The 23067-nt window shown below is 61.9% G+C and carries 18 protein-coding genes; 9 read left to right on the top strand and 9 right to left on the bottom strand.

Features of this window, described 5'->3' with window-relative positions; genetic code table 11:
- Positions 1-502: 502 nt before the first annotated feature.
- Complete coding sequence (locus H7688_RS18945; RefSeq protein WP_246329885.1) at positions 503-1096, bottom strand: helix-turn-helix domain-containing protein; 594 nt, start codon at positions 1094-1096, stop codon at positions 503-505.
- Between the two features lie 169 nt (positions 1097-1265).
- On the opposite strand from H7688_RS18945, the gene H7688_RS18940 reads away from it, so the two are divergent.
- From H7688_RS18940 to H7688_RS18920, 5 genes are all read left to right on the top strand, one after another.
- The gene (locus H7688_RS18940; protein WP_183362790.1) at positions 1266-2699 is read left to right on the top strand and encodes a DegQ family serine endoprotease; all 1434 of its coding nucleotides are present in this window, start codon (positions 1266-1268) and stop codon (positions 2697-2699) included.
- An 80-nt stretch (positions 2700-2779) separates the two neighbouring features.
- On the top strand, positions 2780-3043 hold the full coding sequence (locus H7688_RS18935) for a hypothetical protein (RefSeq protein ID WP_183362788.1): 264 nt from the start codon (positions 2780-2782) through the stop codon (positions 3041-3043).
- Positions 3044-3131: 88 nt separating this feature from the next.
- Entirely contained in the window at positions 3132-4103 is a 972-nt protein-coding gene (locus H7688_RS18930) for an RluA family pseudouridine synthase (protein ID WP_183362786.1), read from the top strand.
- 55 nt (positions 4104-4158) lie between these two features.
- Complete coding sequence (pgeF, locus tag H7688_RS18925) at positions 4159-4959, top strand: peptidoglycan editing factor PgeF (RefSeq protein WP_183362784.1); 801 nt, start codon at positions 4159-4161, stop codon at positions 4957-4959.
- Between the two features lie 79 nt (positions 4960-5038).
- Positions 5039-6079: a hypothetical protein gene (locus H7688_RS18920; protein ID WP_183362782.1), complete on the top strand. Its 1041-nt coding sequence runs from the start codon at positions 5039-5041 to the stop codon at positions 6077-6079.
- Between the two features lie 104 nt (positions 6080-6183).
- On the opposite strand, the gene H7688_RS18915 is transcribed toward H7688_RS18920, so the two are convergent.
- The 8 genes from H7688_RS18915 to H7688_RS18880 form a co-directional block, all read right to left on the bottom strand.
- On the bottom strand, positions 6184-6363 hold the full coding sequence (locus tag H7688_RS18915; RefSeq protein WP_183362780.1) for a hypothetical protein: 180 nt from the start codon (positions 6361-6363) through the stop codon (positions 6184-6186).
- Positions 6360-7820, bottom strand: a complete 1461-nt coding sequence (gene glgA, locus H7688_RS18910; protein ID WP_183362778.1) for a glycogen synthase GlgA — start codon at positions 7818-7820, stop codon at positions 6360-6362. The genes H7688_RS18915 and glgA overlap by 4 nt, the downstream gene beginning before the upstream one ends.
- Positions 7821-8006: 186 nt before the next feature.
- Positions 8007-9041, bottom strand: coding sequence for a galactose-1-phosphate uridylyltransferase (galT, locus tag H7688_RS18905; protein ID WP_183362776.1), 1035 nt, complete (start codon positions 9039-9041; stop codon positions 8007-8009).
- 40 nt (positions 9042-9081) lie between these two features.
- The gene (locus H7688_RS18900; RefSeq protein ID WP_183362774.1) at positions 9082-11292 is read right to left on the bottom strand and encodes a glycoside hydrolase family 57 protein; all 2211 of its coding nucleotides are present in this window, start codon (positions 11290-11292) and stop codon (positions 9082-9084) included.
- A 46-nt stretch (positions 11293-11338) separates the two neighbouring features.
- Positions 11339-13849, bottom strand: coding sequence for a mannose-1-phosphate guanyltransferase (locus H7688_RS18895; RefSeq protein WP_183362772.1), 2511 nt, complete (start codon positions 13847-13849; stop codon positions 11339-11341).
- A 227-nt stretch (positions 13850-14076) separates the two neighbouring features.
- Positions 14077-14457, bottom strand: coding sequence for a response regulator (locus tag H7688_RS18890; RefSeq protein ID WP_183362770.1), 381 nt, complete (start codon positions 14455-14457; stop codon positions 14077-14079).
- Between the two features lie 2 nt (positions 14458-14459).
- Positions 14460-16082: a sensor histidine kinase gene (locus tag H7688_RS18885; protein WP_183362768.1), complete on the bottom strand. Its 1623-nt coding sequence runs from the start codon at positions 16080-16082 to the stop codon at positions 14460-14462.
- A 325-nt stretch (positions 16083-16407) separates the two neighbouring features.
- A complete protein-coding gene (locus H7688_RS18880) occupies positions 16408-17091 on the bottom strand; it encodes a Crp/Fnr family transcriptional regulator (protein WP_183362766.1) in 684 nt (227 codons plus the stop codon).
- A 259-nt stretch (positions 17092-17350) separates the two neighbouring features.
- Here H7688_RS18880 and H7688_RS18875 point away from each other — a divergent pair, with 259 nt between their 5' ends.
- The 4 genes from H7688_RS18875 to H7688_RS22950 all read left to right on the top strand — a co-directional run bounded on the left by H7688_RS18875 (position 17351) and on the right by H7688_RS22950 (position 23057).
- A complete protein-coding gene (locus tag H7688_RS18875) occupies positions 17351-17992 on the top strand; it encodes a response regulator (protein WP_198424511.1) in 642 nt (213 codons plus the stop codon).
- 110 nt (positions 17993-18102) lie between these two features.
- Positions 18103-18714 (top strand): CheR family methyltransferase, encoded by a 612-nt coding sequence (locus H7688_RS18870; protein ID WP_183362764.1) that lies wholly within the window; start codon positions 18103-18105, stop codon positions 18712-18714.
- The gene (locus H7688_RS18865) at positions 18715-19371 is read left to right on the top strand and encodes an MBL fold metallo-hydrolase (protein ID WP_183362762.1); all 657 of its coding nucleotides are present in this window, start codon (positions 18715-18717) and stop codon (positions 19369-19371) included.
- Complete coding sequence (locus H7688_RS22950) at positions 19368-23057, top strand: methyl-accepting chemotaxis protein (protein ID WP_183362761.1); 3690 nt, start codon at positions 19368-19370, stop codon at positions 23055-23057. The genes H7688_RS18865 and H7688_RS22950 overlap by 4 nt, the downstream gene beginning before the upstream one ends.
- The last annotated feature ends 10 nt before the right edge of the window (positions 23058-23067 follow it).

The raw sequence follows: 23067 nt of genomic DNA, 5'->3' as shown, positions 1-23067 counted from the left end.
ACATTGCGTAAATCGTCTACTATTTAGTTTTCAAAGACCAAGCCGCTCGTCGCGACAGACTTGGCAACATACCCGAACCGTTCCAACCTGTCAACAAAAAGTTTCAAGGTTTTTTCGGCGGCCGATCCGTAAAGGATCAAGCCAGGGCAGTTATTGAGTTGTCGGAGAGCAGTACTGCAACAGAGTCCCGTTTTATAGCAAAGCTTCCCGGGTGCGTCAACCCTTTTCCGATCACTTAATGAATAATTTTCTTTAACCCGGCAAGCAACACCACGATACCGGCGTGAGCACCTGACGGGGTGCGGCCAGCCCAACAAGTCCAGAGGAAGTAGTCGGTGGGGAAGTATAACCGGGCAAGGAACTCTATCGGAAGAGAACGGAACAGCTTTAGAATATATCCGGAGTTTTTTTACTGTCAACTCCAGAAAAAGGAAAAGCGGTGATCCCTGGGGACCACCGCCTCTCTACTTAGTATAGGCACGCCCCGTCGGCAGCCGTCTCTCTACCCCTTGGTGTACAGCACCGCAACCGCACGCGCGCGGGTGGGGCCTACCGAAACATAGCCGTGCGGCTCGGAAGACTCATAATAGATACTGTCGCCGGGCATGAGACGCATCACCTCGTCGGCATAGTGGAACTCGAGCTCGCCATCGAGGATGTAGAGAAACTCGACCCCCTCGTGGCTGTAGAAAAGGGAGTTGTCCCAATCGCGCTCCTCGAACTCGACAAGGAACGGCTCGACCTTCTTCTCGCGCATCCCCGGGGCGAGCGGCTTATATACATACCCCTGGGCAGAATCCTTGCCCGGGCGGCGCTGGGTACCCACCGACTGCTCGCCGCGGGTCAGCACGAACTTCTGGCGGTCGGTCGCCTCCTCGAAGAAGTAGTGGATGCCGACCTTGAGGCCCTTGGCGATCTTCAGCAGGGTGGCAATGGGCGGCGTCACCTGATCGTTCTCGATCTGGGACAACAACGGCTTGGAGAGCCCGGTCATGTCGGCAAGAGCCTGCAAGGTGAGACGCTGCTCCTGGCGAAGCCCGCGCACCTTTTCCCCCAGCTTCATTTCACGAATTTCCTGCTTGATCTTCTCTTGCACGGAGCACCCCCTGATAGGCACATATATAGGCAAAACTGTATCGGTCGTCAAGGGGTATTTACACTAACCCAACAGAGATTCCTAAATACCCGAAGGGGTTGACATCAATTCCTTTTTTGGCTAGGCTTTTTTGGGTTTCAGCCCTAGCAGAACAGCCAAGGAGTGCTCCATGAAAAGCGCACGTATCCTCATCGCCTGTCTAATGGTTATCTGTGTTCTTGCTGCCTGTAAGAGAAAGCACGAACCAACCTTCTACGAATCAAACAGAAAAGAGAGTGTCGACGCTCCGGTTAAGGATGTACCAAAGGATATCCTGGGCACACAACAAGCATTCATCAACCTGGTCAAGAACGTCACACCGTCGGTAGTTAACATCTCCACAGTCGGCAAGAAGAAGCTAGTGCGCCCGTTCTTCGAAGCGAACCCCTTTTTCGATGAGTTCTTCGGCGAGCGTGGCATGCGTCCCCAGGTCCGCCGGGAGAGTAGCCTCGGCTCCGGCTTCATCCTGAACAAGGAAGGGTACATCGTCACCAACGACCACGTGGTGCGTGACGCCGAGTCCATCCAGGTGAAACTCTCCAACGAAAGCGTCTACAGCGGCAAGGTGGTGGGGAGCGACCCCAAAACCGATATCGCCGTGATCAAGATCAACGCCAAGGAGCCGCTCCCGGCCGCCGTCCTGGGGGATTCCAGCAAGCTGCAGGTGGGACAGTGGGCCGTCGCCATCGGCAACCCCTTCGGCCTGGACCGCACGGTTACCGTCGGGGTGGTCTCGGCAACCGGCCGCTCCAACATGGGGATCGAGACCTACGAAGACTTCATCCAGACCGACGCCTCGATCAACCCGGGGAACTCGGGCGGCCCGCTTTTGAACGTGAACGGCGAGGTGATCGGTATCAACACCGCCATCGTGGCCGCAGGCCAGGGGATCGGCTTCGCCATCCCGGTGAACATGGCCAAGCAGGTGGTTACCCAGCTGATCAGCAAAGGCAACGTAAGCCGGGGCTGGCTGGGGATCTCGATCCAGGCAGTCACCGACGATATGGCACGCTCCTTCGGGCTCCCCAAGACCTACGGGGCCCTGGTGAACGACGTGGTCCCCTCCGGCCCGGCCGCCAAGGCGGGGATCATGCAGGGGGACGTGATCACCTCCTTCAACGGCACCACCGTTAAAGATGTGCGCATGCTGCAGCGGGTGGTCGCCGACACGCCGATCGGCAAGAAGGTGGAAGTCGAGGTGTATCGCGACGGCAAACCGATCAAGGTCTACGTGACCACCGCGCCAGCCGAAAGCGCCCCCGCCCAGACGCAGCGTCCGGCCGAGCGCGAGGCGGGAGCCCTGGGGCTCTCGGTCCAGGATCTCAGCGCAGCACAGAAGTCGCGCGGCCTTTCCGGTGTGGTGGTGAGCGACCTGGAACCCGGCGGCATCGCCGAAGACAGCGGCATCGAGCGCGGCGACGTCATCCTCGCGGTAAACCAGCGCAAGGTCCGGAGCCTCGGCGAATACCAGAGGGCGATCAAGGACGCCGTCGCCAAAGGTTCGGCAACCCTGCTGATCAGACGGGGCAACGCGAACATCTACTTCTCCTTGAAACTAAAGTAGTCAGCTCCGCAAAAACTGGTAGTCAGCTCCGTAAAAACTGGGTATAGTGATCCGCTGATAAAACCAGTCGGGGGAGATACATGAGCCTCATAGAGAACCGGGACCAAGCCAGGAGGCTTGCCAGAGCCATCGTTTCCGACGTGGCTATCTACAACCGGGACAAGGTGGAGCAGGGGATCAAGGAAGACACTATCTTCGAATTGCTGAACGACGCCCTCACCGAGGGGCGGGAGCACTTCGAATCCCGGGTGACCCTGGAGATCGCCGCCTCTAACATCTTCGACATAGCGGTGGTCGACGTATTGATCAAACGGGCAGGCAAGATCGAATCGACCATCTGGTAGACACATCGACACCAGGACACTCACCTCCCGGGCGCGCTTTCTCTTCGAAACGCGCCCGAGCTTTTTTTACCAAGGGAATTTTTGAAGCATGGAACCTATTGAACTTTACTTCCCCGGCGACGCGGACCCCGAACGCCTGGACAGCTTCATCTCCCGCTCGGTACCCGAGCTCACCCGTTCCGCGGCGCTTCGGCTCATCGAAGGCGGCCAGGCCACCGTGAACGGCAAGGTGCAGAAACCGTCGCTGAAACTTAAAGGCGGCGAGCACATCGTGGTTGAGGTGCCCCCGCCGGTACCGGCCGAACCGCAGGCGGAAGACATCCCGCTGGAGATCCTCTTCGAGGACGCCGACGTCGTCGTGGTCAACAAGGCCGCGGGAATGGTGGTGCATCCCGGGGCCGGGAATCCGGACGGCACCCTGGTCAACGCGCTTTTGGGGCACTGCACCGATCTTTCCGGCATCGGCGGCGAGCTGCGCCCCGGCATCGTGCACCGCATCGACAAGGACACCTCCGGGACCCTCGTGGTCGCCAAGAGCGACCGCGCCCACTACGCGCTCTCCGAGCAGTTCCAGGCGCACACCATCAAGCGGGTCTACCTGGCACTGGTCTACGGCAACCTCAAAGAAGACAAGGGACGCATCGAGTCGGAGATCGGCCGCCACCCGGTCGAGCGCCTGAGGATGTCCGGGAAGGCCCGCCACGGCAAACACGCCGTCACCCACTGGCGGGTGGTTGCCCGCTATCCCGGGGTTACCCTGGTCCGGTTGCGCCTGGAGACCGGCCGCACCCACCAGATCAGGGTGCACCTCTCCGAGGCGGGGCACCCGCTGGTTGCCGACGAACTGTACGGCGGCGGCAGCCGGCTGGCCACCCTCAAGGACCCGGTACTCAAGAAGCTGATCAAGCAGATGGGGCGCCACGCGCTGCACGCGAAGACGCTCGGGTTCCTGCACCCGGCGAGCGGGGAGTATTTGGAGTTCGATACCGAGCTGCCGCCGGACATGGCAGAGATCGTCGCCTACCTGGACGAGAAGTATCCGCAGGAAGAATCGGAATAGAGCAACACGAAATTACGGTACTGGCAGCACCAGGATCAACACGAGGTAATTTGTCATGGAAATGAGCAAGGCAGGGAAGATTCAGTATCTGAAACCGCAATTGGGCGGCAAGGCGGTCGCCGCCGGATTCACCACCCGCCACGAAGGGGTTTCGCGCCCTCCCTACAACTCCCTTAACCTGGGGAGCAATACCCTGGATTCCCCGCACAACGTCGAGGGGAACCGCAGCCTGTTGGCCCGCAGTTTCGGCACCACGCTGGACCGCTTCCTCACGGTGACCCAGGTGCACGGCACCGACCTCCTGGTCATCGACACGCCGAACCCGGAGTTCAACCACTTCCTCAAGCTGGAGTGCGACGGCATCGTCACCAACCAGCCGGGGCTGATGATCGCGGTCTGCGTCGCGGACTGCGCGCCGGTATTGCTGCACGACCCGGTACAAAAGGTCGTGGCGGCGCTGCACGCCGGGTGGCAGGGGACGGTCGCCAACATCGCCGGCAAGGGGGTCGAGGCGATGGCAAGCCTCTTCGGCAGCAAGCTGAAGGACATCCAGGCTGCCATCGGCCCCTGCATCTCCCCGTGCTGCTACGAAGTGGACGCACCGGTCCGGGACGCCTTCAAGAAGGCGGGCGCCGCCTGGGATCTCTACACGAGCCCCGGCCAGTCCGAAGGTAAGTGGCAGCTGGACCTCTCCGGCCTGAACCGCCAGCAACTGCTCGACGCAGGGCTTGCCGCGGGCCAGGTCGAGACCGAGGGGCTCTGCGTAAGCTGCAACCAGGAGCTCTTTTTCTCCTACCGGCGTGACGGCGGCGATACCGGCAGGCAGGTGGGTTTCATCATGCTGGAAGCAGAGTAACTCGGAAGCGCCGCTATTCCCGGCGGCCCCGCTTATCATCCCGGTGTGCCGACAGCACGCCACTACAGGAGGAGGTACGATGCGGTCGTTTCTCAAGCTGGCCCTGTTAGTTGCCCTAACCCTTAGCACCTTCGGCTGCGCCCACAACTACTACAACATTCCCCAGGAGACGCTGGAGAAAAAGGTGAAGACCGTAGGCGTTGCCTCGCTCTTCACCGACGCGGACTCCGACCTGCGGCATCCGGACAAGAGTTCGCTGGTCGCGCTGATCCAGACCTTCAACGCGAAGAACGAGAAGGAACTGATTGCCCGGCTCAGGAGCACCGGAACCTTCTACTCGGTCCGTCCCGTGGACGGCGATCCGGGCAGACTCTTCTCGACGCTGTTGCAAAACCGCGAGCGCCGCGAAGACGCCGGGGTGACCTACAACAAGTACTTCTACAAGAAGGACGAGGTGCGGCGCCTGGCGGCCGAGAACAACCTGGATGCCCTGTTGCTCGTGGTGGTGAACGGGATCACCAGGACGGAAAAGGTCTACGCCAATAATCTGCTCTCCTACCTGGAGACCGACTACAACTTCCTGGCACTATCGGCGGAACTGGTGGACCGGGACGGCGAGATCATCTGGGAATACCCGAACTTCAAGAAGTCGCTGCCGCTCTCCTATCCCATGCTGCTCTCCCTGCAGTACCCGGACTTCGACGAGGCGGCCGCCAACCTGAGCGACAAGGTGGACGTAAAGTTCAAGACCATCGCCGGCATCACCAGGGCCCTTGCCAAGACCGAGACGTCGGTCAGTAACGGTCCGCCGGTCTCCTCCCTGTACGCCGACCGGTTCGACGACATGATCAGCCTCATGAAGAAGTACCAGCCGCTCTTCGGCGGCAAGAAAGAGACCGCCCCGGCAGCGGCGCCGACCGGAGCCCTGGAACCCGCGAATCCCGCGGTACCGGCGCCGGCGAACCCGGCACCGGCAGCCCCCGCCCCCCAGGCAGCGCCGGCGCCCCAGGAGGTACCGCAAGCACCTGCAGTCCAGGAGGCTCCGGCCCCGGTTCCCCAGGGGATCCAGGAACCGGCGGTGAGATCCGAAGAGATAATGCCGGAGACCCCGGCCAAGTAGCTGCCGTGACAATGTGACGCAAAAAGAGAGGCCAGTGCAGGGATCATCCCCAGCACCGGCCTCTTCTGTTTCAACTGAGCCTGGCTGTCGTTTCGCGAGAAGGCTTACAGCTCCTCGAAATCCTCGTCATCCGAATCGGCCTCGCCTTCCTCGGCCTCGGCCTCCTCATCATCGTCGAAATCCTCGTCGTTCACCCGCGCCAGGAACTGCTTGTTGCTATCGATGAGCTTGCGGATCTCCTTGGTGAGTTCCTCTATCTCGTCGTCTTCCGGCTCCTGCGTCATGCTTCAACCCCCTTGCGCGCCAGGGCCTTGCGGTAGAGTTCCAGGTACTTGTGCACCGAGTTCTGCCAGGAGAAGTCGCAGCTCATGCCGCGGCGCATCAGTTTCTTCCAAAGGGCCCGGTCCTGGTAGGCGGTGATGGCGCGGTTCATGGCCTCCCAGAGTGCCTCCGGGGTGTAATCCTCGAAGACGAACCCGTTGGGGGTCTTGTCGCTGTCCTGCGGATCGAAGACGCTGTCGGCCAGGCCGCCGGTCCGTCGCACCACCGGCACCGAGCCGTAGCGCATGGCGATCAGCTGACCCAGGCCGCACGGCTCAAAGGAGGAGGGCATGAGGAACATGTCGCTGCCGGCATAGATCTTCGGGGCCAGCGCGTGGTCGAACCCGGTAGCGCAGGCGATGTTGCGGGCGCCTGCCGCCTTGATGTCGCTGAAGGCCTTCAGGTAGCGCTCCTCACCGGTGCCCAGCACCACCAGTTGCAGGGGGGCCTTGGCAAGCTGCGGCAGGAGATCGGCAATCAGGTCGAACCCTTTTTGCGACACCATGCGCGATACCATCCCGAAAAGCGGGATCTCGGGCGCGCTGGCGAGCCCCATCAGCCGTTGCAGGCCGATCTTGTCGACCAGCTTCCCCGACAGGGAGGCGTGGCTGTAGTTCTTCATGATGTCCTTGTCCATCGCGGGGTTCCACTCCTCGTAGTCGAGGCCGTTCAGGATCCCGTACAGGTCGTCCTTGCGGTTGTGCAGCACCCCTTCCATTCCGCAGCCAAGCTCCGGGGTCTGGATCTCGCGGCAGTAGGCCTCGGAGACCGTGGTGACCAGGTCGGCGGAGACGATCCCCCCCTTCAGGAGGTTCACCTTGCCGTAGAACTCGAGCCCGTCGATGGTGAAGCACTCCTTGGAGAGCCCCATCCCTTCCAGCTCCTCGGGGGGGAAGAGCCCCTGGTAGGCGAGGTTGTGGATGGTGAAGATGACCCCGGTCTTGGCGAAGAACGGATCATGCTTGCGCTCGTGCTTCAGGTAGTGCGGGATGAGCGCGGTCTGCCAGTCGTGGCAGTGGATGATGTCGGGGCGGAAGTCCATTTTCTTCAGCAGCTCGAGGACACAGCGGCAGAAAAAGGAGAAACGCAGCGAGTTGTCCGGGTAGTCCTCGTCGGCGGTGCCGTAGAGTTCCTCGCGGGCGAAGTACTCCTTGTTTTCGATGAGGTAGACCGGGATGTCGCCCAGCGCGGCCTGGCGCAGGAACCCCTTCTTCTCGACGCCGTCCATAAGGACCGAGGCGCTCTTGCGCCCCTTTCTGACCGCCATGCCCCCCTTCTCGACGCTGCTGTAAAAGGGCATCATGATCCGGACATCATGGCCCAGGGTCTTTAAATTCTTGGGAAGGGCACCCGCCACGTCGGCCAGACCACCGGTCTTGGCAAAGGGGGTTACCTCAGAGGAAACGAACAAAATCTTCATGGAGAAACCTCTAAAAGCTTAAAATTATATGTGATTTTAGATTAGAAGCGCGGTTAAGTAAAGGTTTTTCTGGGAAAACGGGACGCGCGACCGGACCACTTAACAGCTCGCGGCCCCATTCGTCAACGCTGTATACCGCTCCAGTGCCCGCTGGGGTGCAGGGAAAGTACCGGAGTCCCCCCACGGTCAGACGAAATCCAGTTCGACCTCGCGCAGGAACACCGCGGCGTCCTCCGGCGAGGTCGGGTTGATGTAGAACCCGGTCCCCCACTCGAAGCCGGCGATCTGGGTCAGGCGCGGCACCAGCTCGATGTGCCAGTGGTAATCGTACTCGATGGAGCCCCAGTACTCGGGCTTGCCCAGGCGCTGCTGCCGGGGGGGCGCCGTGTGCAGGATGAAGTTATAGGGCGGATCGCGCAACACGCTCTTCACCCGGCAGAGCATGTCCTTGAGCGCCTGGGCCAGCTCCATGAGCTCCGCATCGCTTAAGAGGGCGAAATCATAGGAGTGCCGCTTGGGATAGAGCCTCAGTTCGAACGGGAAGCACGAGGCGTACGGGGTGACCGTCACGAAGTTGCCGAATTCCCGCACCACGCGGGTCCCTTCCGCTATCTCGAACTGCACCACGTCGCAGAAGATGCAGCGCTCCTTGGCCTCGTAGAACTCCTGGCAGACCCTCAGTTCGGTCGCGGCCACCGGCGGGGTGAGCGGCACCGCGATGAGCTGGCTGTGCGAGTGCGAGATGGGAGAACCGGCGCGCTTGCCGTGGTTTTTGAAGAGCACCAGGTAGCGGAAGCGCGGGTCGCCGCGCAGGTCGAGGATGCGCGTGCGGTAGGCGATCAGGACGTCGGTGATTTCCGGGAGCGAAAGGTCGGCGAGCTGCCGGTCGTGGTCCGGAGTCTCGATGATCACCTCGTGGGCACCGATCCCCTCCATGACGTCGTACGGGCCGTAGCCGCGGGTCCTCAGATCCCCCTCGATGCGCAGCGCCGGAAACTTGTTGGGGATGACCCGGACCCGCCAGTTGGCCTGGTTCGGCTCGCCGTCGGGTCGGATCGCGAAGATCTCCGGCGGCGTCTTGTCCTCGTTGCCGTAGCAGAACGGGCAGTTGGTGAGGGTGCCGGTTTCCGGTTCCACCTGGAAGTCGCGCGGGCGACGCCCCCGGTCGGTCGCGATTATCACCCAGTGCTGTTTGAGTGGGTCCCACCTTAATTCGGACATGTGACCTCGAGGAACCACAAAGGTTCCGGGTTCCTGCGTTTCAGATAAGCCAGGTCTCCAGGTCGAGATCCGGGCCGGTGTAGCTTAATAGGAGCGGCGTGTCGACCGGCCAGCGCCCCACCTCTTCGCCGCTGTGGATCAGGGTCAGGTAGGCGAAGATCTTGTCGCCCGGGGTGAGCTGCAAGACGGGCAGCGGGATCCGTGCTTCGGCGATGCGCACCACGCCGTACTGGGCCAGCGTGCCGCTTGCCTGCCATTCCGCCGGCCCTTTCACCATGAGCTGGTTCTCGGAGAGCCCAAGCTGCATGTCCAGACGGTACTCGTTGGCGTGGATCAGGTGCAGCGACAGGACGTCGTCGCGCTTGAGGATCTTTTCCAGAAACTGCACCCCGTCGATCCTCACGTAGAAGAAGTTCCGGTCGTAGCCGTAAAAGAAGGACTGCAGCAGGTTCTCGCCGGCATGGATCGCCGAGTACTGCTTGGTCAGGTCGTAGAGCCCCGCGGCCAGCCACTCGAAGTAGTCGGTAACCAGCCCGGAGATGGCCGGCGTGATCAGCGCGGCCGGCTCGCGGACGAACCCCGCCGGCGACTGCTTCTTGATCGGCTCGTAGAGCTCGCGCGGCACGGTGAGCCCCAAAAGCCGGTAGACGTTCATCAGGTGCCGGCGAAACAGGAGATCGAAACTCGCGGAGTGCGGCGAGAAGTGATCGTCCCCATACCACCAGAACCAGTCGCTCCCCTGCGCCGCGTAGAGCGCCTGCACCACCAGCTCGGCCACCTCGTACCCCACGTCGAGCTTTCCCGGGTCGGGGGGTGCGGTTTCTCCGGCCAGGAGCGCCGCGACCGCCGGGCTCTGCTGCACGGCGGCGGCCCTCGCCTTGGCGAGGTAGTCCCACCCCAGGTTCTCCTCGGGGTGCCCGATCCAGATGCCGTAGTTCGCGTTGATCCAGGAACCGGGATGGATGTGGCTCAAGACCCGCCGCTCGGGAACCCATTCGAGGACCTCGGAGAAGGTGGCAGGTGCCAGGCCCGGGGTCCCCGCCAGGCTGTGGTAGAGCTTGCTCAAAAAGGGGAGCCCGTTGTCCTGGTAGTACTCCCAAGCGTTCTCGCCGTCCAGGATGACCGGTGCCACCACCGCGCTGTGGCAGCGCTGGCGCACCTCCTTGAGCCGCGCCAGGAAGTCGGCCACGGCCCTGTCCGCCTCCCACTGCGAGTAGGTGAAGCCGATCAGGTCGGAGAGCACGTGATCCCTGAAGAAGATGCTGGTCTCGCGCTCCCCCTGCTGGCAGTCGTAGGGGCGGTAGAGGGCTTCCCTATCCCGCCCCAGGCCACGCGGCAGGCTTTTCGCCAGCACCCACTCGTCGGTGGCGGTCCAGGTGATTCCCCGTTCGGCGAGGATCCCCAGCACCTCGTCGCTCACCGCCCCCTCCGAGGGCCAGACCCCTTTGGGGGCCGTACCGAACAGCCGCTCGAAGCAGGAGATGCCGCGGTCCAGCTGGCTGCGGGCGTCCTCGGGATGCCGAAAGTGCTGGGTGGGGAGGGTGACCCGCGGGATGGCGACCTGGGCCAGGCGGCTGTCGCACAGAAGCGGCAGGATGGGGTGGAAGTAGGGGGTGACCGAGAGCTCGACCTTCCCCTCTTCCTGCAGGCGTTTGTAGAGCGGGATGATCTCGCCGATCAGGACGCGCTGGGTCTCGAAGAGCAGCATCTTGTCCGAGGCGGTGAAGTTCTTCCCCTTGCGCACCAGCTCCCGAAACTCCGGGAAGCGGCGCCGGGCCGCCTCGCCGGTCCAGGTCAGGTAGAACCAGACCTGCAGGTCGAGGATCTCCTGGTCCCCCATGACCCGGAGCCGGTCCCGGGAACCGCCCCCCACGCCGTCTCCCGCCAGACAGTAGAGTTCGAGGTAACGCTGGTGCGGCTCGACCATGCGCTGCCGGTTCGCCGAGAAGAAGTTGTCCAGGACGAAGAGCCGCTCCTCCTCGGTCATGTCGGCAGGCGCCATGCGCGCCCGGGTCAGGAAGGGATCGACGGCGGTCCCCGCGGCGTAGTCCTGGATCTGCTCCAGGAGCGAGGGGACCAGGTTGAAGGTCACCTTGGCGCCGGGGGAGGCGTCCACGATGGCCGGCATGTCGTAGTAGTCCTTGATGGCATGCAGGTAGGTCCAGGGGAGGATGTACTCCCCCTGGACCGGGTCCTTGTAGAAGGGCTGGTGCATGTGCCAGAGAAAGGACACGTACAACGGTTCGGCCATGGCTTGGCTCTCCTTGTGCCGCCCGGCTGCGCGGCGCCTTCCGTGCCTAGAGCGTCAGCTCCTTCTTCCACTTCTCAACCTTCTGCATGTACTCGTCCAAGAGACGGTGTGCGGCCTTGGGGTCTTTCCCCTCGGCCACCACGTGCACCACCGGCTGGTACTGGTCGGGAAGCACCAGCACCCAATCCTCTCCGAAGCTCACCTTGATGCCGTCGATGAAGCTCGCCTCCTTGTCCAGGCTGTCTTCGCTCATCTTGCGCATGATGCCGCCCTTCTTCTCCCAGACACAGGGGACCTTCCCCTGCAGGAAGGTGCGACGCGGCACGTCGGTCAGCACCTTGGAGATCGGCTGTCGCGCGGTGGCCGCCAGTTCGATGGTCTTCGCGATGGTGAACATGCCGTCAAAGGCGGCCTGGAACTTCGGGAAGGCGAAGCGGCCGCTCATGGTGCCGGCCATGACGACCTCGGGGGAGATCGCGGTCTCGATCATGGAGCGCTCGGCGCTCTTGGTGCGCCTGACCGCGCAGCCGTTTTCCCCCGCCATCTGCTCGATGACCGAGGGGGCGGAGACCGGGACGGCAATGGTGCCGCGGGCCCCGCTTTTAAGCATGAGTGCTACCAACAACGGGAGCTGTTCCTCCGGGGGGTAAACCCTGCCGGTCTCGTCGATCAGCACCACCTCCTCGGCGGTCGGGTCGAGCCAGAACCCCGCCTGCGCCTCGAGGGTGACCACGATCTTGGAGAGCTGCTGCAGCGAGTGCGGCTTTTCGTCGGCGCTCTTCGAGCCGCGGCTTTCGTCCAGGTAGGTGTTGAGCCCGATCACCTCGACACCCAGGTCGTTCAGGATCTGGGGGAGGATCTGCCCGGCCACCGAGTGGTTGAAGTCGATGACCACCTTGGGTGCCGCATTGCGGATCAGCTGCTGGTCGAGCCCCCTGAAGAACCCCTCGCGGTAGAAGTCGACCACCTGGGGGAGTTCGGTGATGCCGCCCGGCTCCTGGTAGTGGGCGCGCCTGAAGTTCTCCTTGTAGAAGATGCGCTCCACGTTTTTCCCCATGGAGCTCGAGAAGTCGAGGCCGTCGGCGTCCAGGAAGACGATTTCGGTGATGGCCGGATCATCCAGGCTCTGCCTGAAGTGCACCCCCCCCACCTCGCCGAAGGTACGCAGCTTGTAGCGCAGGATCGGGAGCGAGATCATCCGGATGTCGCGCACGTTGACCCCCGCCGAGAGGATCCCCCCCAGGAAGGAGCGCTTCAGCATGCGCGAGGAGAGGGTCGAGTCGCGCCCGACCAGGACGTGGCTCCCCTTGGGAAGCGAGGTGCCGTAGGCGCACCCGAGTTTCGCCACGAACTCCGGGGTGAGCTCGATGTTGGAGAGCCCCTTGATCATCTCCCCCTCGAAGAGCGACTTCTTCCAGCGCTCGCCCCAGATCAGGTTGTCGGTCACCGTGGAGCCGGACTCGATCACCTTGCGCGGCCAGACCTTCACGTCGCGCTTGAAGTAGCTGTCCTCGCCGATCGAGGTGTCGTCGGCGACCACCACCCCTTCCTCCATGACGGTCGCCTGCCCGACGCTTACGTTGTTGCACAGGACGCAGTCGTTGATCTTCGCCCCTTTCTTGATGAAGACGTTGTCCCAGATCACGCAGCGGGTGAGCTTCACGCCGGGCTCGATGGTGCAGTTTCGGCCGATCACCGAGTCCTTGATCTGGGCGCCCGCCTTCACCTGGGAGTTGTCCCCCACGACCACGGTCCCCTCCATGAGGGTCCCCTCGCCCAGCCGCACGTCGGTTCCGATCCTGAGATCCTTGCCCACCAGGTCCTTCTTGGGCTCGTCGATCTTCACGTTGACCTTCCCCTTGAGGATGTCGTGGTGCGCCTCGCGGTAGCTGTCGGTGTTGCCGATGTCGCGCCAGTACCCTTTCACCGGGTAGCCGAAGAGCGCCGCCTTCTTCTTCAACAGGAGCGGAAAGAGGTCCTGCGAGAAGTCGAAGTTCTCCCCCTCGGGGATCATCTTGAAGACCTCGGGCTCGAGGACGTAGATGCCGGTGTTGATGGTATCCGAGATCACCTCGCCCCAGCCCGGCTTCTCGAGGAACTGGGTGATGCGCCGGTCCTTGTCGGTGATCACCACGCCGAACTGCAGCGGGTCCTTCACCGAGGTGAGGGTGATGGTGGCGAGCGCCTTGTTGTTCTCGTGGAAGTCGATCACCTTCTGGATGTTGAAGTCGGTCAAGAGGTCGCCCGAGATGATCAGGAAGCGCTCGTCCAGGTACTTCTCGGCGTACTTCACCGCCCCCGCCGTCCCCATGTCCTCGAGCGGCGTCACGTAGGTGATGCGCACGCCGAATTCGGCGCCGTCGCGGAAGAAGTTCTTGATGACGCTCGGCTGGTGGTACAGGAGCATGACCAGGTCGGTGATGCCGTGCTTTTTCAGGAGTTCCACGATGTGCAGCATGATGGGACGGTTCATGAGCGGAACCATCGGCTTGGGGATGTTGCAGGTAAGCGGTTGCATGCGGGTACCAAAGCCACCCGCCATAATGACAGCCTTCATAGGTCAATCCTCCTTGGGACGATCGCAATCCGACAAGAAATGGGGGAAAAATTCGTAGAGCAAATTGAGTGGTGCAGCGGCCGGACTCCAGACGGCTGCGGGTGCCACGGGAAACGCGTTAAGCGGTTGAGTGGGTGAGCGGTCGAGCGGTCCCAGGGCCGGAGACTTCAGGCACCTCCGGATCAACGACTCGACCACTCAACGACTCAACGCCTTTCCCCCGGAGGTCACCCTGCAGCCTGCGCCGCTTTCTGCCGTTTGGTGAGCACCCGCTTGATCTCGTCTTTGAGTTCCTGCATGTCGCTCGATTTCACCACGTAGCCGTCCGCGAGCCAGGCCGAGAAGTCGTCCTTGTAGCAGGAAAAGGCGGTGCACAGGATGACCGGCAGGTTGTGGCGCTCCTTGACGATGCGCTGCAACAGCTCGATCCCGCTTTCGTTTTTCAGCTTGATGTCCAGGACCACCAGGTCGAAGGCGCTCTCCTGCAGTTTCTCGACCGCCTCCAGCGCCGAGCCCGCCGTCACCACCTGGTACCCCTCGTCGCTCAGTTCCTGGGCGTAGAGAAGCCGGATGTTCGCCTCGTCGTCCACTACCAGTAGTTGTGCCATGTTCAGATCGCCTCCTTGCGTGTACTTAACCTGATGCTGTAGGTGTTGCCGCCACCCGGGCGGTTCATGATGGAAAGGGAGCTCCCCTGCCGCTCCAGGATGGTCTTGCACAGGGAGAGCCCGACGCCCCCCCCCATCTCCTGGGTGAGGTAAAAGGGGGTGGTGAGGGCGTCCTGCGCCTGCTGGGTGAGCGCGGTGCCGCTGTCGCTGATGCGCACCAGGACGCCGTCGCCGTCGAGCTCGGTCTCGACCTTGAGTTCGCCGCCGCGTTCCATGGCGGCCAGTGCCGTCGAGATGATGGTCTTCACGCAGTAGCTGATCTGCTTGTAGTCGACGCGCACCATGGGGAGCTCGCTCGCCAGCTCCTGCCGGCAGACCACCCCGCTCTCCTCGAGCGTCGTCCCCAGCTCGTCGATGGCACTGGAGAGCAGCTTGTTCAGGTCCCACAGGTCCATCACCGGGAAGAGCGACTCGGAGTAGTCGAGCACCTCGCTTAAGACCTCCTCGAGCTGGCGCGTCTCGCGCACGATGGATTCCAGGTAGCCGTGGCGCTCGTCGTCCTCGGCGGTCCCCTTCAAAAGGGTGCGGGCGAAGCCGCCGATCACCATGAGGGGGTTTCTGATGGAATGGGCGATCGAGGAGGTGATCTTCCCCACCAAGGCCATCTTCTCCATCTTGACGATGAGTTCCTGCTGCTCCCTCAGTTTCAGGTTCGCGGACTTCTGCTTGGCGACCTCCTCCTGGAGCCTCTCGTAGAGCGAGGCGCGCTCGAGGGCGAAGGCGACCGGGAAGGCGAAGGTCTCCAGCGACTGCATGTCCTGCAAGGTGATCGGCTTGTGGGTGATGCAGTTGTCGGCGATGATCACGCCGATGCGCCGGTTTCTGGAGATAAGCGGCATGACCAGGAAGGTGTCCACCCCGAGGATGCGGGCGAGCCCCCGGTCCAGGTCCGGGTTGTTGAGGGCGTTCTCGACCAGGATCGGCTTCTTGCCCCGCAGGGCCCGGTTGAAGATGTGCCCCTGGTCCGAAAGCGGCACGGTGAGCAGGGAGAGGATGTCGTGGAACTTCACCTTTTCGGAGGTGAGCTTGGTCTTCTGGAAATTCTTGGCGAGTTCTTTGAGGGTGAAGTTGGAACGGCTGAGATCCTCCCAGGTATGCCAGGCCTCCTCGTAGTTCTTGGGCCCGACCCCCAGGTAGCCGCGGATGTTGCGGCGCTCCTTGTCGGTCATCAGCAAAAAGGCCCGGTTCATGCCGAACCCCTTGCCGGCGGTGATCGCGGTCATGGCGACCGAGAGCACCTCGTCGAGGTCCAGGGAGGTCTGCAAGACCAGCCCGACCTCGCGCAGGAACTTGATTTCACGGGTTTTGCTGTTCAGGAAGCTGAGCATGGCGCCCATCTGCGCCTTTTGCTCCTGGAATTCGGTGAGGATATAGGGAAGCACCTCGGCAAGCGGCTGCCCGGTGCTCTTCATGCGGGCCAGGTCGTTCTTGAACCGGGGACATTCGACGCATTTTTCCACCACCCTGCGGCGGTGCGAGGTGTAGAGATCCTCCTCGCCATCCCCGATGTACGGGCAACCCTCGGGGGTTATTTCATCCTTACTCCAGCAGCATTCCCAATCCAAGCTTCCTCCGCACAGCTAAGAAAAAGATAGCAACAGGCTGAACCGGCAAAAGTATAGCAGCAGGTTGAACCGTGACAAGGGTCTGCGGGATTTTTACATAAAATTATTAATTAACAATTGCGGGACAGGGAGTTGTGGGAGAGGTAGGGATGGAGGGGATAAACCAAACATAACAGGGATGAACGGGATGAAGGGGATTAACGTCACCAGCAGGAAAGCCTGGAAACGCACCCCCTTCATTCCAGCAGTCCCTGATCGCGGGTTTCTGCTGTTTAAAACCGGCTCATGCGGTGCGACAGGGTGCACTGGCGCCAGCGCGGGGCCGTTAACGGCCGGCGATCATTTTCAGGCGCTCCATGTTGAGGATGATCACCTTGTTGCCGTCGACCTCGATGATGCCGTCGTCCTTCAATTTGCGGAAGGTGCGCGACAGGGTCTCGCTCACCGTACCCAGGCGCGAGGCGAGCTCCCCCTTGCGCATGTCCAGCTCCAGGTAGGTCTTCCCCTGGAAACTCGTACTCTTGCGCCCGGCCAGGTCGATGAGGTACGAGGCGAGTCGCGCCGGTGCGTCGGCGAAGGAGAGTTCCTCGATCTGCCGCGCGAAGCGGCGCAGCAGCAGGGAGAGCGAGGCGATCAGGTTCAGCGAGAAGCGCGGGTTCCTTTCCAAAAGCCCCATGAAGGACTCACGCGGGAAGAAAATGACCTCCCCCTTCTCCACGCCACGCGCCTCGGCGGGGTAGTTGCCATCCCCGAAAAACGCGGCCTCCGCGAAGGTCTCCACCGGGTGCACCATGTGCAGCACCTTTTCCCGCCCGTCCGGCGAAATCTTGCACAGTTTGAGCGAACCTTCCGCGAGCAGGTAGAACCCCTGAGCCTTCTCCCCCTCGACGAAGAGGCTCTCCCCCTTGGCAAAGGGACGGCGTACCGCGATGTTGGCAACCTCGACCAGATGCTCCTCGTCCAGCCCGGAGAAGAGCAGCGCCTTCTTGATGATCTCTTTGTTTTCCATACCCCCCTTGTACCGCAAACCACATTAAGAGGCAAAAAAAATCTTCCCCGGAACGGGATGACACCGGGTCAAGTAGCCGGAAAGCGGGGGCGAAGCGCAACGCGGCAAAGCCGTAAAGTTCATGAAAATGCTAAAGCTTTCCCGATCCGGTCCGATACGAGAAAGAAAATGTTACCTTTTAAGGGAAACCGTATACGAATTTTCCGATAACCCGCGGACACCCCCTAGGAAGCTCCAATCTCGTCATCACGAGGTGACCGTGACGAAAATACTGGTAGTCGATGACCATACCCTGGTGCGCAGGGGGGTGATCCGAATTCTGGAACTAAGCCGGGACCTCGAGATCGTCTGCGACGAAGCCGGACAGGCCCAGGAAGCGGTGCGCCTGGTGAGCGAGGGGAGCTACGACCTGGTGCTCCTGGACATCGCCCTGCCGGGGGTGAACGGACTCGACCTGCTGAAGTCCCTGCATCGCGAGGCGCCCAAGGTCCCCATCATCATCCTCAGCATGTACCCCGAGGACCAGTACGCCATCCGCTGCTTCACCCAGGGAGCCTCCGGATACCTCGCCAAGGAGAGCGCTCCCGAGGACCTGGTGGCCGCGGTGCGCAAGGTGCTGGCGGGTGGGCGCTACCTGAGCGGCGGGCTCGCGGAACACCTGGCGGAGCACCTGGCTGCCGGCCCCGGACACACCGTGTTATCGCACGAAGATTTGACCGACCGCGAGTTCGTCGTGCTGCGCCTCTCCGGAGCAGGAAAAAGCCCGGCACAGATCGCCGCCGAACTCTTCCTCAGCGTGAAGACGGTGAACACCTACCGGGCGCGGGTCATGAACAAGCTGGGCCTCAAAAGCAACGCCGAATTGATCAGTTATGCCATCAGGCACAAGCTGAGCAAGTAGACCGGTAAGAGTATACACTACGAAATTTTCAGCAAGAATCGCTCTACAGCCGACGGAACAATCTGCCGAAACTTACATTAAATAACGTCATTTGTAGGGAGCCGAAGACGATGGCCTTCACCTTTTTCATGCGCGACCAACCCACACTCGAGTACGCCGCGCAGCACATGATCCAGTACGCCAGCGGCCGCAGCCGGATCAAGATCTGGGATGCCGGGTGCGCCTTGGGGCAGGAGACCTACACCATCGCCATGATCTTCGCCCAACGTATGAACCCGTACGGGTATCGCAACCTGAGAATCGATGCCACCGACTACGACAGCGCCAACAACTTCGGCGACGTGGTGCGGGCGGCGGTTTACCCGAGGGAAGAGTTGCAGCGCACGCCGGCGGAGCTTTTGGACAAATACTTCGAGACGACCGAGCGGGAGGGGCACCTGCGGGCGGTGGAACTTTTGCGCAGCAGGATCACCTTCCAGTACCACGACCTGCTCTCCCTGAAGCCGATCGGCTCGGACTACTGCCTCATCGTCTGCAAGAACGTCATGCTCCACTTCCAGTACCCCGAACGGGTCGAGGTCTTCAAGATGTTCCACCAGGCACTGGCGCCCGGCGGCTACCTGGCCACCGAGAACACCCAGAAGCTACCCGCCGAGGTGGCGCACCTGTTCACCCAGGTGGTTCCCGACGCCCAGCTGTACAAGAAGGTCGGAGACTCATAGATGCAGATCATCCCCCTGCGCAAGAGCGAGCGGACCTACAGCTGCAACGCCTACCTGATCCTGGGGGACTGGAACCGCATCGGTGACCTGAACACGCTCATCGATCCCGGAAGCGACGACTTTGTCCTGGACCAGATCGAGCGCCTCTCTACCGGGTTCGGCAAGGTCAAGGTGGAACAGGTCATCCTCACCCACAACCACTTCGACCACATGGGAGGCGCTGCCGCCGTCAAGGAGCGCTACGGGTCCCGGGTCATAGCCTTCAGTGCCGGTCACGGGGTGGACGAGATCATCCGGGACGGCCAGTTCCTGAAGGCGGGCGACGACCTCCTCGAGGTGATCCACCTGCCGGGGCACTCCTCGGATTCGATCTGCCTGTTCGCACCGTCGAACGGGGCTCTTTTTTGCGGGGATACCCAGTTCCGTTTCCGGCCGCCACTGGACCGGTTCCCACCAGGTTTTCTGGAGGGACTGCGCCGGCTGGCGGGCAAAAGGGTACAGAGCATCTATTCCGGGCACGATGCCCCGGTGCTCGAGCAGGCACAGGAACAGATCGCCCAGGCACTTGAGCAAATCGAGCGGTTGAGCGGCTCGGCTGCACCTCTTCAGACACCACATATCACGGCACCTGCACCACTAACAGGGAGGGACGTATGAAGAATCTGAGAATTGGAGTACGGCTTGGGGTTGGCTTCGGACTGTTGTTGACGCTTCTTTGCGTCATGTCGGTCTTCAGCATCATCAGGGTGAACAGCCTGGACCACGAGATCAACCAGATGGCCACCGACAAGTTCCCCAAAGCGGTCCTGGTGAACGACGCCGTCGATGCCACCAACATCACGGCCCGCGCCACCCGGAACATCCTTTTGGACACCAGCCCCGCCAGTGTCGGAAAAGAGGTGGAGCGGATCGTCGAGCAGCGCAAGATCGCCGGTGAGCGGATGGATAAGCTCTCCAAGATGATCACCAGCGAGGCAGGCAAGAAGCTCCTCGAAGAGTCCAAGACGCTCAGGGCCAGCTACCGTGACTCCACCGACCGTTACCTCGTCCTGGTCAAGGAAGGGAAGTTCGGCGAGGCCCGCAACTTCCTGCTGGGCGATAACCGGGCCAAGCAAAACGCCTACCTCGCCTCGCTGGACAAGCTGAGCCAGTTCCAGGACAAGCTGGTGGAGCAGGCGGGCAAAGAGGCCGACGCCTCGGCAACCACTACCAAGAACATCATCATCGCCCTGGCCGTGATCGCGCTGCTCCTGGGTGTCGCCATCGCCTACCTGATCACCCGCTCCATCATCAAGCCGGTTGAGGCGTGCATCACTGCGGCCAACAAGATCGCCGCCGGCGACACCAATGTGGTGCTCGACTCCAGTTCTTCAGACGAAACCGGGCTCCTGCAGCAGTCCATGCAGAAGATGGTGCAGGCGATCCAGGGGCTCGTCGCCGACGCGACGCTCCTTTCCAATGCCGCCATCGCCGGCCAGCTCGCCACCCGTGCCGACGCAAGCCGCCACCAGGGGGACTTCCAGAAGATCGTCTCCGGCGTCAACGAGACTCTCGACGCCGTCATCGGCCCCTTGAACGTCACCGCCGAGTACGTCGACCGCATATCCAAAGGTGACATGCCGCCCAAGATCACCGACAGCTACAACGGCGATTTCAACGAGGTGAAGCTCAACCTCAACAACTGCATCGACAACATCAACGCCCTGATCGCCGACGCAAACCTGCTCTCCGAGGCCGCCGTGGAGGGGAAACTCGCCACCCGCGCTGACGCAAGCCGCCACCAGGGGGATTTCCGCAAGATCGTCACCGGCGTGAACGACACGCTGGACGCCGTGATCGGCCCGCTGAACGTCACCGCCGAGTACGTCGACCGCATCTCCAAGGGGGACATCCCTCCGCGCATCACCGACAATTACAACGGCGACTTCAACGAGGTGAAGCTGAACCTCAACAACTGCATCGACACCCTTAATAACCTGCTCTCGGACATGAACGAGATGTCCCGCCAGCACGACCTGGGCGACATCGACGTGATCATGCCGGTCGAGAAGTACCAGGGGGCCTACCGCACCATGGCACAAGGGGTGAACACCATGGTGAACGGCCACATCGCGGTGAAGAAGAAGGCGATGGCCTGCATCGCCGAGTTCGGCAAGGGGAACTTCGACGCCGAACTGGAGCAGTTCCCCGGCAAGAAGGTGTTCATCAACAACACCATCGAGGCCCTGCGCCAGAACATCAAGAGCTTCGAGTCCCAGCTCCTCGTACTCATCCAGGCGGCGGCGGACGGGGATCTGGATCGCCGCGCCGACGCAAGCCAGTTCGTAGGCGGCTGGCACAAGCTGGTTTCCGGCGTCAACGACACGGTCAGCAACATCGTCAACCCGCTCATGGTGACCGCCGACTACGTCGACCAGATCTCCAAAGGGATCATCCCGCCGACCATCACTACCGATTACAAGGGGCAGTACAACGTCATCAAGAACAACCTGAACAACACGGTCAAGATGATGAACGACCTGCTGGCGGAAACCGACAAGATCATCAAGGCTGCCGCCGACGGGCAGCTTGACGAGCGCGCCAATGCCGCCCTCTTTGTCGGCGGCTGGAACAAACTGGTGGCCGGGGTCAACGACACGGTCAGCAACATCGTCAACCCACTCATGGTCACCGCCGACTACGTCGATCAGATCGCCAAGGGGAGCATCCCGCCGACCATCACCACCGATTACAAGGGGCAGTACAACGTCATCAAGAACAACCTGAACAACATGGTCAAGATGATGAACGATCTGCTGGCGGAAACCGACAAGATCATCGTCGCAGCTGCTGACGGCCAGCTGGACCAGCGTGCCAACGCAGCACTCTTCGTCGGCGGCTGGAACAAGCTGGTGGCCGGCGTGAACGACACGGTCAGCAACATCGTCAACCCGCTCATGGTCACCGCCGACTATGTGGACCAAGTCGCCAAGGGGGTCATCCCCCCCACCATCACTACCGAGTACAAGGGGCAGTACAACGTCATCAAGAACAACCTGAACAACATGGTCAAGATGATGAACGACCTCTTGGCACAGACCGACATCCTGATCCGTGCGGCGGCCGACGGCCAACTGGACCAGCGTGCCGACGCCGAGCTCTTCGTCGGTGGCTGGAACAAGCTGGTGGCCGGGGTCAACGACACGGTCAGCAACATCGTCAACCCGCTCATGGTGACCGCCGACTACGTGGACCGCATCTCCAAGGGGGACCTCCCGCCGACCATCACCGCCGAGTACAAGGGGCAGTACAACATCATCAAGACCAACCTGAACGTGCTGATCGCCGCCATGGAGTCCGTCACCAAGGCCGCCCAGGAGATCGCCGGCGGCAACCTCCTGGTGGACATCAAGGAGCGCTCCGAGAAGGACGAGCTGATGAAGGCCCTCGCCGCCATGGTGAGCCAGCTCTCCGAGGTGGTGAGCGAGGTGAAGGGTGCGGCCGACAACGTGGCACAGGGGAGCATGGAGCTCTCTTCCGGTGCCGAGAACATGTCGCAGGGTGCCAGCGAGCAGGCGGCTGCCGCCGAGGAAGCCTCCTCGTCCATGGAGGAGATGTCCTCCAACATCCGCCAGAACGCCGACAACGCGATGCAGACCGAGAAGATCGCGGTGAAGAGCGCCTCCGACGCCATCGAAGGGGGCAAGGCGGTCGCCCAGACGGTGCACGCCATGAAGGAGATCGCCGGCAAGATCAACATCATCGAGGAGATCGCGCGCCAGACCAACATGCTCGCCCTGAACGCCGCCATCGAGGCGGCCCGTGCCGGCGAGCACGGCAAGGGGTTCGCGGTGGTGGCGAGCGAGGTGCGCAAACTCGCCGAGAGAAGCCAGGCGGCAGCGGGCGAGATCAGCAAGCTGTCGGTCTCCAGCGTAGACGTGGCCGAGCGGGCGGGCGAGATGCTGGCCCAGTTGGTGCCGGACATCCAGAAGACCGCCGAACTGGTCCAGGAGATCAGTGCGGCCTCCAAGGAACAGGACACCGGCGCAAGCCAGATCAACAAGGCGATCCAGCAGCTCGATCAAGTTATTCAACAAAATGCCGGAGCTGCCGAAGAGATGTCTTCGACGGCAGAAGAACTCTCGAGCCAGGCCGAGCAGCTGCAGTCGACCATCGCCTTCTTCAAGGTCAAGGAAGGCGCCTCGTCCGCGAAATCCGCTCCGGTCAAGTCCAGACGGATCGCGAAGCCCGTCGTGCAGCACCTGGCACACCCCGAGCCGGTTGCCAGAAAGCAGGCGGTAGGCGGGCATGCCCTTGCGCTGGATGACGTCGACTTCAAGGACGACGCCTTCGAAAAATACTAGGAACCCGGTT

The organism is Geomonas limicola, from assembly GCF_014193675.1.
GTDB classification, from domain to species: Bacteria; Desulfobacterota; Desulfuromonadia; order Geobacterales; family Geobacteraceae; genus Geomonas; species Geomonas limicola.
Note: the sequence above shows the minus strand (reverse complement) of the source record. Positions and strands in the feature narration are given on the sequence as shown.